The 15,209-nt window shown below is 69.3% G+C and carries 12 protein-coding genes and 1 pseudogene; 6 read left to right on the forward strand and 7 right to left on the reverse strand.

The window, feature by feature from the left end:
- The 4 genes and pseudogenes from DI269_RS27190 to DI269_RS17840 all read right to left on the reverse strand — a co-directional run.
- Positions 1–267: pseudogene (locus DI269_RS27190) on the reverse strand (hypothetical protein); the annotation flags it as partial.
- A complete protein-coding gene (locus DI269_RS17830) occupies positions 254–1,306 on the reverse strand; it encodes an iron-containing alcohol dehydrogenase family protein (RefSeq protein ID WP_112138311.1) in 1,053 nt (350 codons plus the stop codon). The gene DI269_RS17830 and the pseudogene DI269_RS27190, both read right to left, overlap by 14 nt.
- Positions 1,306–2,034: a phosphocholine cytidylyltransferase family protein gene (locus DI269_RS17835; RefSeq protein ID WP_112138313.1), complete on the reverse strand. Its 729-nt coding sequence runs from the start codon at positions 2,032–2,034 to the stop codon at positions 1,306–1,308. Before DI269_RS17835 ends, DI269_RS17830 begins: the two co-directional genes overlap by 1 nt.
- A gap of 209 nt (positions 2,035–2,243) precedes the next feature.
- Positions 2,244–3,467: an NADP-dependent isocitrate dehydrogenase gene (locus DI269_RS17840; protein ID WP_112138315.1), complete on the reverse strand. Its 1,224-nt coding sequence runs from the start codon at positions 3,465–3,467 to the stop codon at positions 2,244–2,246.
- 348 nt (positions 3,468–3,815) lie between these two features.
- Here DI269_RS17840 and DI269_RS17845 point away from each other — a divergent pair, with 348 nt between their 5' ends.
- From DI269_RS17845 to DI269_RS17870, 6 genes are read left to right on the forward strand one after another with little or no spacing between them, the layout of a single operon-like run.
- Entirely contained in the window at positions 3,816–4,916 is a 1,101-nt protein-coding gene (locus DI269_RS17845; RefSeq protein ID WP_112138316.1) for an ABC transporter permease, read from the forward strand.
- A 17-nt stretch (positions 4,917–4,933) separates the two neighbouring features.
- Positions 4,934–5,830, forward strand: a complete 897-nt coding sequence (locus DI269_RS17850) for an ABC transporter permease (RefSeq protein WP_112138328.1) — start codon at positions 4,934–4,936, stop codon at positions 5,828–5,830.
- 4 nt (positions 5,831–5,834) lie between these two features.
- Entirely contained in the window at positions 5,835–6,878 is a 1,044-nt protein-coding gene (locus DI269_RS17855; protein WP_112138317.1) for an ABC transporter ATP-binding protein, read from the forward strand.
- Positions 6,871–8,019 carry an ABC transporter ATP-binding protein gene (locus DI269_RS17860; RefSeq protein ID WP_112138318.1) on the forward strand — a complete coding sequence of 383 codons (1,149 nt, stop codon included), beginning with the start codon at positions 6,871–6,873 and terminating at the stop codon, positions 8,017–8,019. Before DI269_RS17855 ends, DI269_RS17860 begins: the two co-directional genes overlap by 8 nt.
- Positions 8,007–8,195: a hypothetical protein gene (locus tag DI269_RS17865; RefSeq protein WP_112138319.1), complete on the forward strand. Its 189-nt coding sequence runs from the start codon at positions 8,007–8,009 to the stop codon at positions 8,193–8,195. The genes DI269_RS17860 and DI269_RS17865 overlap by 13 nt, the downstream gene beginning before the upstream one ends.
- The gene (locus DI269_RS17870) at positions 8,192–9,973 is read left to right on the forward strand and encodes an ABC transporter substrate-binding protein (protein ID WP_112138320.1); all 1,782 of its coding nucleotides are present in this window, start codon (positions 8,192–8,194) and stop codon (positions 9,971–9,973) included. The genes DI269_RS17865 and DI269_RS17870 overlap by 4 nt, the downstream gene beginning before the upstream one ends.
- A gap of 226 nt (positions 9,974–10,199) precedes the next feature.
- On the opposite strand, the gene pknB is transcribed toward DI269_RS17870, so the two are convergent.
- The 3 genes from pknB to DI269_RS17885 all read right to left on the reverse strand — a co-directional run bounded on the left by pknB (position 10,200) and on the right by DI269_RS17885 (position 15,149).
- Positions 10,200–12,089 (reverse strand): Stk1 family PASTA domain-containing Ser/Thr kinase, encoded by a 1,890-nt coding sequence (gene pknB, locus DI269_RS17875; RefSeq protein ID WP_112138322.1) that lies wholly within the window; start codon positions 12,087–12,089, stop codon positions 10,200–10,202.
- Positions 12,090–12,162: 73 nt separating this feature from the next.
- Complete coding sequence (locus DI269_RS17880; RefSeq protein ID WP_157975069.1) at positions 12,163–13,443, reverse strand: serine/threonine-protein kinase; 1,281 nt, start codon at positions 13,441–13,443, stop codon at positions 12,163–12,165.
- A gap of 50 nt (positions 13,444–13,493) precedes the next feature.
- A complete protein-coding gene (locus DI269_RS17885; protein WP_112138326.1) occupies positions 13,494–15,149 on the reverse strand; it encodes a penicillin-binding transpeptidase domain-containing protein in 1,656 nt (551 codons plus the stop codon).
- Positions 15,150–15,209 lie beyond the last annotated feature (60 nt).

Below are 15,209 nucleotides of genomic sequence, written 5' to 3' on the forward strand. Positions count from 1 at the left end.
CTGCGGCGCAGGGGGTTGCACGCCCGGCGCACCGGGGGCCTGGCCGGGGTGCGGCGGCGGGGTGATGCCGGGCGCGGCCGACGGCGGAGGGCTCGCGAACGCGGCCGAACCGGAGCTCATGGCCCCCGGCGGGTAACCCGCGGGAGCGGGAGAAGGCCCGGCGCCGAAGCCGCCCTGGGGGGCGGCCGGATCGGTGGAGTCCGGGCTCCCGTCGCGGTTCCCGGCTGGGCCGGAGACGCCGTCGGGGTGCGGGCTAATCGAGCTCATGCATCATCTCCGTCAGGTGTCGCTCCAGCGCCACCGAGTCCAGTTCACGATGTTCGAGAATCGTATAACGGCCTGGCCGGGTCCTCGGCGCGTAGGCCACCGCTGTGGCGAGCTCGGCAGTGGTCAGACCGAGTTCGCTCGCGGTGCGCGGCAGGCCGTGCCGCTTCAGCGCCGCGGAGAGTTCCGCGAACAGGGCCTCGTCGCCCCGCAGCCAGGTACAGATGAGCGCCCCCAGCGCGCCTTCGGCCCCGTGGGAGGCCAGGCCGGGGTGGAGCGCTTCGAGCGCGTGCGCGATCTCGTGGCAGCCGCCCGAGCAGGGACGGGAGGACCCGGCCATGCTGGAGGCGAGGCCGCCCTGGATGAGCGCGTCGGCGAGGGTCGCCAGGAACGCGTCGTCTTCGATGGTGCCCGGGTGGCGCAGGACCGCTTCGGCGCCGGTGCGGGCGATGGCGGCGGCGAGGCCGTCGACGGGCTCGCCGTTCACCTGGTGCGAGAGCTGCCAGTCGGCGACCGCGGAGAGGTTCGTGAGGGCGTCACCGATGCCGGACTGGAGCTGGATCGCGGGGGCTTTGCGGATGAAGTCGAGGTCGGCGAGGACGGCGAGCGGCGGGTGGACCCCGTAGGAGACGGAGGCGCCGTCGCGTTCGAGGGACGCGGTCGGGGACGCGAGGCCGTCGTGGGCAAGGCTCGTGGCGACCGAGACCATCGGCAGGCCCAGGTCGGAGGCGGCCCACTTGGCGGTGTCGAGGAGCTTGCCGCCGCCGATGCCGACGAGGGCGTCCACGTGGTCGTCGCGCAGGCGCCTGGTGAGGTCCTTGGCGCTGTCGAGGGTGCCGGCCTTGACGGTGTGCACGACCGCGTCGGGCAGGTGGTCGAGCTGGTCGGCGATGGTCTCCCCGAGGCCGGGCCCGAGCGCGATCGCGACGCGCCCGCCCGAGGAGATCCGCGAGTCCGCGAGCAGCTCGGGCAGCCGCGCGACGGCCCCCGACGAGACCTCGACCGTGATCGGCGCGAGGACGGTGCGGGCGAATGTGGGCACTAGAGCGTCTCTGCGATCTCGCGCGCCAGGGCCCAGTCAGTGTGGTCGTCGACCTCGGTCCAGCGCACGGGCCCGGTCGAGACCGTGCCGATGCGCCCGGCCTCGGCCAGCAACTGGAAGGCGTCCTCGTAGTAGAGGGTCGAGTCGCGCGTGTAGGTCGCTTCGAGGGCCTTGGTGAGCTCCTCGGCGATCCCGGCGGGGATGAGGCTGACGCCGATGTACTCACCGGCGGCGGCCTCGATCGGCTGGACCTTGTGGATGAGCTCGACGCCGAGGTCGCCGATGCGGACCTTCATGGCCTCGTCGGTGAGCTGCTTGTGGTCATCCAGTGCGAGGAGAAGCCGTGGATCATCCTTCGCGGCTTCGAGGAGGTTCCGCTCGATGCTCGCGGGGTGGACGGTGTCGCCGTTGACGAGGACCGCGCCGTCGGCGTAGTGCCCGCGGGCGGTCCACAGCGAGTAGGCGTTGTTCCAGTGCGGCTTGTCGTTGTCGACGATCGTGACCTGGACGCCGTAGCGGGTCTCCAGCTCCGGGGCGTGCTCGCGGATCTTCTCGGCGGCGTGCCCGACGGTGATGGCGATGTCCGTCACATCGACCTCGGCGAGGCCGCGGACGATGGTGTCGAGGATGGTCTCGGTCCCGGTGACCGGCAGGAGCGTCTTCGGGAGGCGGTCGGTGTCGGGGCGCAGGCGCTGCCCCTGTCCGGCGGCGAGGATGACGCCTCTCATGTCTGCCTTTCGGTCGGGGGGCGCGGGACGCGCGCAAATCGCGCGAACCGGTGTGCAACCCGGCTAGTTTACAAGCCGCGAAAGGGGGGAGGCCCCTGCCGAGTGTGCGCCTGCACACGTCGGCCGGGGCCTCCAACTGGGAAGGGGCGGTCTCCGCGCGAACGGTGACCGCACCCTCTACAACGAGTCTGTGACGACCCGGTTACGCCTTACTTGGCGGCGATCGACTTGGCGAGGTTCTCCGACAGGGTGTCGAGGAACTCGTCGGTGGTCTGCCACGGCTGCTCGCGGCCGATGAGCAGGGCGAGGTCCTTGGTCATCTTGCCGCCTTCGACGGTGTCGATGACGACCTTCTCCAGCTCGTTCGCGAACGCGGTGACCTCGGGGGTGCCGTCGAGCTTGCCGCGGTGGGCGAGGCCCCGGGTCCAGGCGAAGATCGAGGCGATCGGGTTGGTCGAGGTCTTCTCGCCGCGCTGGTGGGCGCGGTAGTGGCGGGTCACGGTGCCGTGCGCGGCCTCGGCCTCGACGGTCTGGCCGTCGGGGGTCATGAGCACGGAGGTCATGAGGCCGAGCGAGCCGAAGCCCTGCGCGACGATGTCGGACTGGACGTCGCCGTCGTAGTTCTTGCAGGCCCAGACGTAGCCGCCCTCCCACTTGAGCGCCGCGGCGACCATGTCGTCGATGAGGCGGTGCTCGTAGGTGAGGCCCTTGGCCTCGAAGTCGGCCTTGTAGTCGTTGTCGAAGATCTCCTGGAACACGTCCTTGAACATGCCGTCGTAGGCCTTGAGGATGGTGTTCTTGGTGGACATGTACACCGGGAAGTTCCGCTGGAGGCCGTAGCGGAACGACGAGTGCGCGAAGTCCTCGATCGACTTGCGGAAGTTGTACATCGAGAGGGCGACGCCGCCGCCCTCCGGGTAGCGGGCGACCTCGAACTCCATGGGCTCGGTGCCGTCGTCGGGGGTGAACGTGACGGTGAGCGTGCCGGGGCGGTCGACCTTGAAGTCGGTCGCGCGGTACTGGTCGCCGAAGGCGTGGCGGCCGACGACGATCGGCTTGGTCCAGCCCGGGACCAGGCGCGGCACGTTGCTCATGATGATGGGCTCGCGGAAGATGGTGCCGCCGAGGATGTTGCGGATGGTCCCGTTCGGGGAGCGCCACATCTTCTTGAGGCCGAACTCCTCGACGCGGGCCTCGTCGGGGGTGATCGTCGCGCACTTGACGCCGACGTGGTGCTCGGCGATCGCGTTGGCGGCGTCGACGGTGACCTGGTCGTCGGTGGCGTCGCGGTGCTCGATCGAGAGGTCGTAGTAGTGCAGGTCCACGTCCAGGTAGGGGTGGATCAGCTCGTCCTTGATCTTGCTCCAGATGATGCGGGTCATCTCGTCGCCGTCGATCTCGACGACGGGGTTCGCGACCTTGATCTTCGCCATGGGTTTCGGCACCTCTCCTTGCGCTTCGCCGCGCGTGGTCGGGACGGGGAGCGGACTGCTCCTAACAGTACGAGCGTACTGGGCCCGATCCCCCGGCCGTCGGCCGCCCGGGGAGTCGTTGGACACAGAGGCCAGCGCGATGATGGATCGGGCCGGTCGCGAACCGGCTACCGTCGAACCTCGCCAGTTGGATGAGACCTGGGAAAACGTCTCCTGAAGTTCAACGTAACGATTCCGTCTCAAGGCTGGCGTGCGCCGGGTCACGACAGGTAAGTTCGTTAACTAGAAACAATCTTTCCAATTTGTTTCGGGATCCGAGTTCAAGCCCACGCACGAAGGAGTGCCCAGGTGACCGCACCTACCGCACCCCCGCCGCGAACTGACGCGGCGGTCGGTACGCCGCCCCCCGCTGCGCGCTCGTCCGTCCTCCGCCGCGCGTGGACCTCCTACGCCTTCCGCCGCATCCGCCAGTCGGTCTTCGTCATCTGGCTGGTCGCGACGATCACCTTCCTGCTGATGCACTTCATGCCCGGCGACCCGATCGAGATCATGGCCGGGCGCCTCAACAGCGCCGGCATGTCCCACGACCAGGCCATGGCGACCGCGGCGAACATCATCAGCTACGACCCGAACGCGAACGTCTGGGCCCAGTACCTCGACTTCCTCAAGGGCCTGGTCACCCTCGACTTCGGCAACTCGCTGACCAACCCCTCCAAGACCGTGTTCGAGCACGTCATGGAGTACCTGCCGTGGACGCTGTTCGCGGTCGGCGCGGGCGTCGTCCTCGCCACGGTCGTCGGCTTGACCGTGGGCATGGCCATGGCCTACCGCCGCGGCTCCTGGTTCGACCACGCGATGACCTCCGTCGGGTCCTTCCTCACCGGCGTCCCGAACTACATCCTCATCGCCGCGGTCATCGTCATCGGCTACACGGTGCTCGACGTCCTGCCGTTCCTCGACATGCGGGGGCGCATCACCGCGGGCGTGGAGCCGGGCTTCGACTTCGTGTTCTTCGGGGACGCGATCTTCCACGCGATCCTGCCGATCATCGCGTTCGCGTTCACCGCCACCGGCTCCTTCATGCTCAACATGAAGGCCGCCACCACCGAGGTCCTCACCGAGGACTACGTGACGGTGGCGCAGGCCCGCGGCCTCAAGCCCGGGCGCATCAGCCGCAGCTACGTCGGCCGCAACGCGCTCCTGCCGATCATCCCGCAGGTCGCCCTCCAGCTGGGCACCCTCGTCGGCGGCTCGATCGTCATCGAGCAGATCCTCCAGTACCCCGGGGCCGGCCAGATGCTCATGGAGGCCATCTCGAACCGCGACTACCCGGTCGTGCAGGCGGCGGTCATCATCCTCGCCACCTCCGTCGTCATCGCGAGCCTCATCGTGGACCTCTTCCTCGTCCGCGTGGACCCCCGCATCAAGTCCGAAGGGCAGGACGCGTGACCACCATCGACGCCGCCATCGCCAAGCCCCGCAAGCAGGGTCGTTCAAAGAAGCGCAGCCGGGAATCGTTCTTCGGGCGCCTGTGGACCGGGCTCACCCGCTCCCCCGCGGGCTTCGCCGGGACGGTCCTCGTCCTCGCGATCGTCCTGTTCTCCTTCGTCGGCCCGCTCGTCATCGACCAGCACAACCCGACCGACACGACCCAGATCTGGACCTCGCCGTCCGCCGAGCACTGGCTCGGCACCGAGTATCGGGGCATGGACACGTTCACGATCCTGGTGAACTCCGGCGCCCAGCCGATCTGGGTCGGCACGCTCGCGGCTCTCATGGCGACGTTCGTGGCCGTGGCCCTCGGGTCGATCGCCGGGTACTTCCGCGGCCGCATCGACTCCGTGCTGCTCCAGCTCACCGACGTCACCGTCACGATCCCGCAGTTCCTGCTCATGCTCTCGGTCGTCGCGTTCTTCGAGGACATCCCGCCGTGGGGCATCTCGATCGTGGTCGGCTCCACCATGTGGGCCTTCCTGTTCCGCTCGATCCGGGCGCAGGTCATGTCCCTCAAGGAGCGCGAGTTCGTCGAGGCCGCGCGGCTCCAGGACCTCGGTCCGGCCCGCATCGTCTTCCGCGAGATCCTGCCGAACATGGCCGGGTTCATCTTCGTGAACTTCGTGATCTCGGTGAACCAGGCGATCTACGCGATCGTCGGCCTCTACGTCCTCGGCCTCATGCCCTCGGGCACGCCGAACTGGGGCCTCATGATCCACCAGTCCTGGAGCCAGAACTTCTACCTGACCCCGGTCGCCCTGCCCTTCGTCATCGCCCCGCTGCTCATGATCGTGCTCTTCACGATCGGCCTCGTCACGATGGGCCGCGGTCTCGACCAGGCCCTCAACCCGCGCCTCCGGGAAAGGTGAGACCATGACCGACCCGATTCTCAGCGTCCGCGACCTCGCGATCGCGTACCGCACCGGACGGAAAGAGTCCGTGACCGCCGTCAGCGGCGTCGACCTCGACCTGTACGAAGGCCAGTCGCTGGCCCTCGTCGGCGAGTCCGGCTGCGGGAAGACCACCCTCGGCCTGGGCCTGCTGCGGCTCCTGCCGGGCCTGGGCGAGATCACCTCCGGCTCGCTCACGTACCGGCTCAAGGACGGCAGGCGCGCCGACCTCCTCAAGATGAAGAAGGAGCAGCTGCGCCGCTTCCGCTGGAACGAGGCCGCCATGGTCTTCCAGGGCGCCATGAACGCGTTCAACCCGGTCATCCGCATCGTCGACCACTTCGCCGACACGCTCCGCGACCACTCGGACGGCAAGCAGCGCTGGACGAAGGCCGAAGTCGAGGCCCGCGCCGGGGAGCTCCTGGAGACCGTCCGGCTCGACCCCGACCGCGTCCTCCAGTCGTACCCGCACGAGCTGTCCGGCGGCATGAAGCAGCGCGCCCTCATCGCGCTCGCCATCGCCCTGGACCCGCAGGTCCTCGTCCTGGACGAGCCGACCACCGCGCTCGACCTGCTCACGCAGCGGTCGATCGTGCAGCAGCTCCACGAGCTGCGCAAGAAGTTCGGGTTCACGATGGTGTTCATCACCCACGACCTGGGCCTCGCCGCCGAGCTCGCCGACCGCGTCGCGACCATGTACGCCGGCCGCATCATCGAGACGGGCTCCGCGCGCGACATCTTCTACGCGCCCAAGCACCCCTACACGGCCGGGCTCATCAACGCCGTCATGCCCGTCAAGGGCGAGCGGCCCGCGCTGGAGTCGATCCCGGGCTACCCGCCCAGCCTCAAGGCCATGCCCGACGGCTGCGCGTTCAACCCCCGCTGCGCCTTCGCGACGGCCGAGTGCAAGCAGGACCGCGTCCCGCTGGAGCTGCTCACCGACCGCCCGCTGGCCATGCACCACTCGGTCGCCTGCCTCCACCACGACCAGGTCATCCTCCGCCGCAAGGAGAACGCGAATGTCTGACGCGCCTCTGCTGAAGCTCCGGGCCCTGGAGCAGGTCTTCGACACCAAGAAGGGCCCCGTCGCCGCCGTCGGCGGCGTCGACCTGGAAGTCAAGGCCGGCAAGGTCCTGTGCCTGGTCGGCGAGTCCGGCTGCGGCAAGACCACCACGGCCCGCGCGGCCGCCGGGATCACCCGGCCGACCGCCGGCGCCGTCGAGTTCCGCGGCAAGTCCCTCACCGACATGAGCGCCGCCGAGAAGACCGCCTACCGGCGCGCCGTCCAGTACATCCACCAGGACCCGTACGCGGCGCTCAACCCGACCCGCACCGTGGCCTCGACCCTCACCGCCGGCCTCAAGCGCCACGGACTGGTCAAGAACCGCACCGAGGCCCGGGCCAAGGCCGCCGAGCTGCTCCAGCTCGTCGACCTCACCCCGCCGGAGTCCTACCTGGACTCCTACCCGCACCAGCTGTCCGGCGGCCAGCGCCAGCGCGTCAACGTCGCGCGCTCGCTCGCCATGAACCCCGAGCTGCTCATCTGCGACGAGTCGACCTCGATGCTCGACGTCTCGATCCGCGTGAGCCTGCTCAACACCCTGGGACGCCTGCGCGACGACCTCGACGTCGGCTTCCTGTTCATCACCCACGACCTCGCCGTCGCGAAGTATTTCGCGTGGGACGGCGAGATCGCGGTCATGTACCTCGGGAAGGTCGTCGAGCACGGCCCCACGCCCGAGGTCATCGGGAACCCCCAGCACCCGTACACGAAGGCGCTCATCGGCGCCGTGTGCGAGCCGGACCCCGACCTCGCCCGGGCCAACCAGGCCGCCGAGCAGCTCCGCTCGGCCGAGATCCCGTCCCTCACCGACCTCCCCGCCGGCTGCGCCTTCCACCCCCGGTGCCCCGCATTCGAACCGGGCCTGTGCGACAGCACTGAACCAGTGCTCGAACGCACGGGTGCGAACGGCAACGGCGCCGGCCGCGGCCGCCGGGTCTCGTGCCACGTCGTGGCGCGCGACCAGCGGCAGAGCACCGTCCGGAGCGGGGCCGAGGCCCCGGACCGGACGCTCACCCTCGACGCCGTCCCCGGTTCGCGGCGTCCCGCCTCCGCGGGGGCGACCGAAGATCCAAACAAGACACCGGGAGCGGCATGGTCGGCCTGATCGCCCGCACGGGGCTGGCGTTCGGGGTCCTGCTGACCCTGGCCGCAGGGCTCCTCCTGCTCCTCCTGCCCAGCGGAACCGCAGAGTCCTCCATCAGTGCGCTGACCGTCGGACTCGGATTGTTCCTCATCCTCATTACCTCTATCGCCCTCTACATCGAAAGGAAACGGCGATGACCTCTCAGCGATTCGAGATCAGCCGACGCAATCTCATGCAGGCGGTCGGCCTCGGCGCCGGCGCCGTTGCGACCACCTCCGTCCTCGGCGCGTGCCAGGCCGACAGCGGTGACGACGGTGGCGCCAGCGGCAAGTTCGTGTACGTGTACCCGTTCGACATCTCCGTCGAGCACTACAACGCGGCCCTGAACACCGGTGTGCTGCTGACGGCCGCCCCCGTGGCCGAGCTCTTCATCCCTCGCGCCGCGATCCTGAACTGGGACACGCAGGAGTGGGTGCCGCAGCTCGCCGAGTCCGTCACCCTCGACGGCACCACGCTGACGATCAAGCTGCGCTCGGGCATCAAGTGGACCGACGGCACCGACGTCACCGCCAAGGACGTCGCGGGCACCATCTACCTGCAGAAGCTCAACGCCGCGCAGGGCACCATCGGCTGGGACCAGCTCCAGTCGGCGACCGCCGACGACGACACCACCGTCACGGTCACGTACTCCGAGGCGTTCATCGGCGTCGAGCACGGCGCGCTCAAGGCGCAGGTCCTCCCCTACTCGCGCTACGGCGCGTGGATGGACGAGGCCGAGGGTCTGGTCGGGGCGGGCGAGGTCCAGGGCGGACCGGGCCAGGTGGCCCTGGCCGAGAAGATCGCGGCCGAGGACTTCCTCGACGAGGACTTCATCTCCTGCGGCGCCTACAAGTTCGAGCAGATCGGCGAGACCGTCATCACCCTGTCGGTCCACGAGGACGGCCTGTTCGCCGACCAGGTGAAGTTCGAGACCGTCGAGGTCCAGAAGGGCGACAACGCCGCTTCGGTGCAGTTCCTGCTGTCCTCCGCGGTCGACTACTCGACCCAGGTGCTCGGCGCGACCGACCGCTCCACGATCGCGGGCGTCGAGGGCCTCAAGGAGATCTCGACCCCCGGTTACGACGGCGTCGGCCTGATGCTCAACGAGGGCCGGTTCCCCGAGTTCGCGGACGCCAAGGTGCGCAAGGCGTTCATGTACGTCTTCGACACCGAGGTCATCGGCGAGATCGCCAAGGGCAACGGCGGCTACTACGTGCCGTCGACCTACTCGGGTCTGCCCGACCCGCACGCGGAGGGCCTGTTCGACGACGTCGAGCTGGAGTACTACGCGACCGACCACGCGAAGGCGGAGGCGCTGCTGACCGAGGCCGGCTGGGCGAAGGAGTCCGACGGCTGGCACAAGCCGGACGGGTCGCTCGCCGAGTACACGATCATCGGCGTCGAGGGCTGGACCGACTTCTCGCTCACCGGCGAGCAGGCGGCGTCGCAGCTGACGGAGTTCGGCCTGAACGTGGCGTACGAGAACGTCCCGGCCGACAACCCGTGGGGCATCTGGGGTGCGGGCGAGTTCGACATCGCCGTGCGCCAGTGGGCGAACCCGTTCGTGCCCTACGTCTACGGCTCCTGGCAGATGGCGTGGTTCACGGACAACTCGCAGACCGCGGACGCGCCGGGCATGGGCCTGTCGACCGCCGAGGTCGAGACGACCACGCTCGGCACGGTCAACGTCGACGAGCTGTACCTGACCTCGCAGAAGGGTTCTCCCGAGGAGCAGGCCGAGGCGAACAAGACGCTCGGCATCGTCTTCAACGAGACCCTGCCGCGCCTGCCGCTGTTCCTGAACCAGCGCGTCTCGTACGCGATCGAAGGGGAGCGCGTCAAGGAGATCTCGGCGGGCGCCTACGAGCTCAACGACATCTACTTCGACAACCCGATCATGGTCCGCATCCTTGAGGGCGGCATCGAGCCCGCATAGGGGACCGTGATCCGCTCCCGGAGACGCTGCTCGCTCCGGGAGCAGGACTCGGCGGCGGGGCCTCCACAGGGGCCCCGCCGCTGCCGCGCGACACCGAGGCGGGTTGAGTGCGGCGAGAGAAAGCGAAGGGCCCCGGCCGGTATGGCCGGGGCCCTTCCGTATGTGTCAGAGGGGAAACCGAAGGGGCCCGGTGCGTCAAGCACCGGGCCCCTATTCGTCTGCTGAACTAGCCCTCGTCACAGAATGGCGGGACACAGGACTCTGATTCGCTGGTGGTCTCGCCGCCTCCGCCGCCGTCGTCCTCCGCGGGGACGATGGTGATGGCCGAGCCGGGGGCGACCGCGGTGCCGCTGGTGAGTTCGCCGTCGGGGCCGGAGACGGACTCGATGGTCTCCAGGGTCGCGTCGCCGTTGATCGTGGCGGTGAGCCCGAGGCCGTTGAGCGTGTCCATGAGGGCCTGCGGCGTGGTCGTGGCGTCCCAGGTGACCACCACGCCCTGGGCGGTGATGGTGACCGTGGTGCCCTCTTCCTCGGTGGAACCGCTGTTCGGGTTCTGGTCGTAGACGACGCCGGTGGTGGTGCCGCCGCTGCCGTACTGGAGGTCGTACTCGAAGCCCTCGTTCTGGAGGGTCTCGATCGCCAGGTCGGTGGTCATGCCCTCGACGTTCGGGACGGTGGCCTCGCCGCCGGCGGAGACGGTGAGCGTCACCGTGGTGCCGGGCGGGACCAGCTCGCCGGCGGCCGGGTTCTGCTCCAGGACGGTGCCGGGCTCGTCGGTGCTGGCGATCTCGTTCTTCTCGACGACGAGGTTGTCCTCGGTGAGCGTCGCCTCGGCGTCCGCGAACTGGTCGCCGACGACATCGGCGACCTCCACGTCGTCCGGGGCGACCATGACGGTGATCTCCACCGTCGTGCCTTCATTGACCTCCTCGCCCTGGCCGGGCGTCTGGTCGATGACCTTGCCGATGTTCGTGTCGTCGGCGGTCTCGGCCTTCTGCTCGACCACGTCGACTTCGAAGCCGTCGGTCGTGAGGGTCTCGGTCGCGACCTCCTGGGTCTGGCCTATCACCCCTGGAACGGTCTTCAAGGCGGCCTCGTTCATCGCCTGCATGATGCCCCAGGCCGCCGCGGTGACCGCGACGAGCGCCAGGATCACGCCGAGGGCGATGAGCCACGGGCGGCGCTTGCTGGAGGACGTCGGGAGCTGGCGGATCGGCGCGGTCGCATCGGGGTCGAGGATCGTGGTCCGCTCGGCGGCATTCATGACCGCGGGGGCCATGACGTCCTGGCCGCGGGCGGCGCGGATGAGGTCCTCGCGCATCTCGGCGGCCGAGTGGTACCGGTTCTCGGGGTTCTTCGAGAGGGCCTTCATGACGACGGAGTCGACCGAGGCCGGGACGTTCGGGTTGAGCTCCGAAGGCGGCCGGGCCTCCTCGCGCACGTGCTGGTAGGCGACCGAGACGGGGTTGTCGCCGGTGAACGGCGGGTGCCCGACGAGGAGCTCGTAGAGGACGCAGCCGACGGCGTACACGTCGGAGCGGGCGTCGACGGTCTCGCCGCGGGCCTGCTCGGGAGAGAGGTACTGGGCGGTGCCGATGACGGCGCTGGTCTGGGTCATGGTCGCCTGGTTGGAGGCGAGGGCCCGGGCGATGCCGAAGTCCATGACCTTGACCTGGTTGGTGTCCGAGAGCATCACGTTGCCGGGCTTGACGTCCCGGTGGATGATGTGGTGCTTGTGGCTGAAGTCCAGGGCCGAGCACATGTCGGCGACGACCTCGCAGGCCGCGGCCGACTCGAAGCGGCCCTCCGCGATCAGGACCTCTTTGAGGGTGCGGCCGTTGACGAACTCCATGACCATGTAGGGGATGCCCATGTCCTCGCCGGTGTCGAAGACGGCGACGATGTTGGGGTGGTTGAGCGAGGCGGAGTTCTGGGCCTCGCGCTGGAAGCGGATGAGGAACGACTCGTCACGAGACAGGTCGGCCCGCAGCAGCTTCACCGCCACGTCGCGACCGAGCCGCAGGTCGCGGCCCCGGTGGACTTCAGCCATCCCCCCGTAGCCGACGACCTCGCCGATCTCGTATCTGCCGCCGAGCAGGCGGGGCTCTGTCGTCATCGCGTTTTACGTCCTCGTGTTCCGTTCATCGCGGATTGATTCTAGTGGCAGCGCCAGGCCCGGAAGCCCGCTATCAGTCGTTGCAGTTGGCTCCGGGGAGGCATTCGCCGACGCCGCCGCCTCCGGTCTCCCTCGTGTCCTCGGGAGTGGTGGGCGCTTCGGACTCCTCTTCCGTCTCCTCGTCGGCGGACCCGCTGGTGGAGGTGTCGGACGCGGGGTCCTCGCCGCCGCCGTTCGGCTCGTCGTCGCCGTTCATCGACAACAGCAGCCACACCATACCGCCCACCAGGACCAGGGCGACCACGCCCACGATCGCGATGAGCAGGTTGCGGTTCGGCCCCGGCTTGGACGCCGCGGGGCCCGGTACGGCTCCCAGGTCGATGCCGGGAGGGCTGGGCGGCCCGGTCGGCGGGTAGTGCTGCTGGGCGGGGTCGGCGACGCCCGCGGGCGGGCCGCTCATGGCGACGACGCCGGCGCGGCGCGGCAGCTGCCCGACCGGCGGCATGACGGAGGTCGCGGGGGGCGCGTCGACGGCGATCCGCGCGGACGCGGCCATCTCGTCGCCCGTGGCGAACCGGTGGTGGGGGTCCTTGGTCATGGCGCGCTCGACGAACGCGCGCACGCCCGGGGGGATCTCCTGCGGGAGCGGCGGCGCGGGCGTCCGCACGTGGTGCAGGGCGAGCTCGATCGGGTTCTCGGCCTGGAAGGGCCGGTGCCCGGTGAGGCCGTGGAAGGCGACGACGCCGAGCGAGTACATGTCGGAGGCCGGCAGCACGCCGGTGCCCTCGGCCTGCTCGGGCGCGATGTAGGAGGCGGTGCCCATGACGGCGCCGGTCTGGGTGAGGTCGCCGGAGGCGCCGGAGCGGGCGATGCCGAAGTCGGTGAGGACGGCGCGGCCGTCCCGGTCGCGCACCAGGATGTTCCCGGGCTTGATGTCGCGGTGGATGACGCCGTGCACGTGGGCGTGGTGCAGGGCCTCGGCCGTGGCCGCGATGATCGGCATGAGCTCGCGGGCGTCGATGCGGCCGCGCTCGGCGATGAGGTCGGCGAGGGACTTGCCCTCGACGAACTCCATGACGAGGTAGGCGGTGGTCTCGCCGCTGGGCAGGTCGGCGTTGCCGAAGTCGTGGACGTTGACGATGTGGGGGTGGGTGAGGGCCGCCACGGTCTTCGCCTCGGCGGTGAAGCGCTGGGTGAAACCGGGCTCGCTCAGCAGGGACGGCAGCATGGCCTTGACGGCCACGGTGCGCTCAAGGACCGTGTCCTCGGCCCGCCAGACCTCGCCCATGCCGCCCACGGCAATGCGTTCGCGCAGGCGATAGCGCTGCCCGAGGAGCATTTCGGGGCTCAACACGGCGTCTCCTCAAATTCGTTGGACGGATCGACTCCGGGGGGATCGACGCTTCAGTGTACTTGCAGGTCGCCCGGCACTTGGGCGCTCGTTATCGCGATGACGTCGAACCGTCTCCGAAGATCCACGTCCCGGCGGCCCCTTCGGTTGCCGTTCCCCGGGATCTTGAGGAAACCGTGTCCTGCTCGCTTTTCCCTACTCTCCCTTGTCTTGGCGAAGCTTGCGAGCCATAAATCTGCGCTGCCTTCGAGTACTTGCTGCATCAGGGTCCCGGAGATGTCGGCGGCCTCTGCCGAAGCACCGGTGCCGTACGAGTCGAGGAACACGGCGACCGCGACCGCGGGTTCGCCGTCCTCGTTCATCGCCCAGCCGTGGAACCAGCCGTGGTCTTCGAGGGTGTTGTCGCTGGAGTCGGAGTGCTCGGCGGTGCCGGTCTTGCCGCCGACGTCGTAGCCATCGATCTGGGCGTTCTTCCCGGTGCCGTTCTCGACCACGGCCTCCATGAGGATGCGCAGCTCCTGGGCGGTGTCGATGTCGATGACCTTCCCGGCGGAGTCCTCGCCGCCGTTCTCGACGGTCTCGCCCTTGGAGTCGGTGAGGTGGTCGATGAGCTGCGGCTGCATCCGCTCGCCGTCGTTGGCGATGGTGGCGGCGATGATCGCGTTCTGGAGGACGGTCTCGCGGACCTCCTGCTGGCCGATGCACGCCTGGGCGCGGAAGGCGTCCTCGGAGATGTCGCCGGTCTGGGAGGCGAGGGTCTCCAGGGGCGTCTCGAAGGCCTCGCCGAACCCGAAGGCCTCGGCCATGTTCGCGATGTCGTCGGCGGAGAGCTCCTCGACGCACAGCCGCGCGAACGTCGTGTTGCACGAGAGCCGGTACGCGTCTTCGAGCGTCATCTGCTCCTCCGGGCACTGGTCGGAGGAGTTCGTGATGGTGTGGTCGGTGTTCGGCGCGGTGTACTCGTTGCCGGCCGGGACCATCGTCTCGGCGGTCATGCCCTTGTCCTCGATGAGGGCCGCGGCGACGACGGTCTTGAACGTCGACCCGGGCGGGTACCAGTCCTGGCCGGTGCGGTCGAGCGCCGGGTTGTCCCCGCCCTCGCCCTCCTCGGCGATGAGCGCGTTCCACGCCGCGGAGGCGACGTCGCCGTCGTTGGAGGACACGTCGGTCGGGTTCCAGCCCGGGTAGGACGCCTGGGCGAGGATGCGGCCGGTCTGCGGGTCGATGACGACCGCGCCGCCCTTGACGCCCGTGTCGGCGAGCGCGTCGTAGGCGGTCTTCTGGAGGTCGGCGTCGAGGGTGGTGACGACGTTCCCGCCGGGCTTCTGCTCCTTGGTGATCGTCGCCCAGAAGTCGTCGAACGCGAGGAGCGAGCTGGTGCCGTCGAGGACCGAGTCCTCGGCGAACTCCATGCGGGTGGACCCGTAGCTGAACGAGTTGAAGCCGGTGATGTTCCCGAAGTAGTCGCCTTCGGGATAGTTCCGCTGGTACTGGTACGTCTGGCCGCCGCTGGGCACCGACTCGGCGAGGACGACGTCCCCGGCGAGGATCTGCCCGCGCGGCACCGAGTACTCGGCGATGAGGGAGCGGGCGTCGAGCTGGCCCTGGTACTCCTCGTGGTCGAAGAAGCCGACCCAGGTGGACTGGGCGATGAGGGCGCCCAGCAGGATCAGCGCGAGGACGCCCGTGCGGCGCAGGGCCGGGTTCATTCGCCGCCCTCCTTCTTGTCGAACGCGGACGGCGGGGGCGGGGGCGGGGTCTGCGGGGCG

The organism is Glycomyces dulcitolivorans (genome assembly GCF_003265355.1).
In the GTDB taxonomy this organism is placed as follows: domain Bacteria; phylum Actinomycetota; class Actinomycetes; order Mycobacteriales; family Micromonosporaceae; genus Glycomyces; species Glycomyces dulcitolivorans.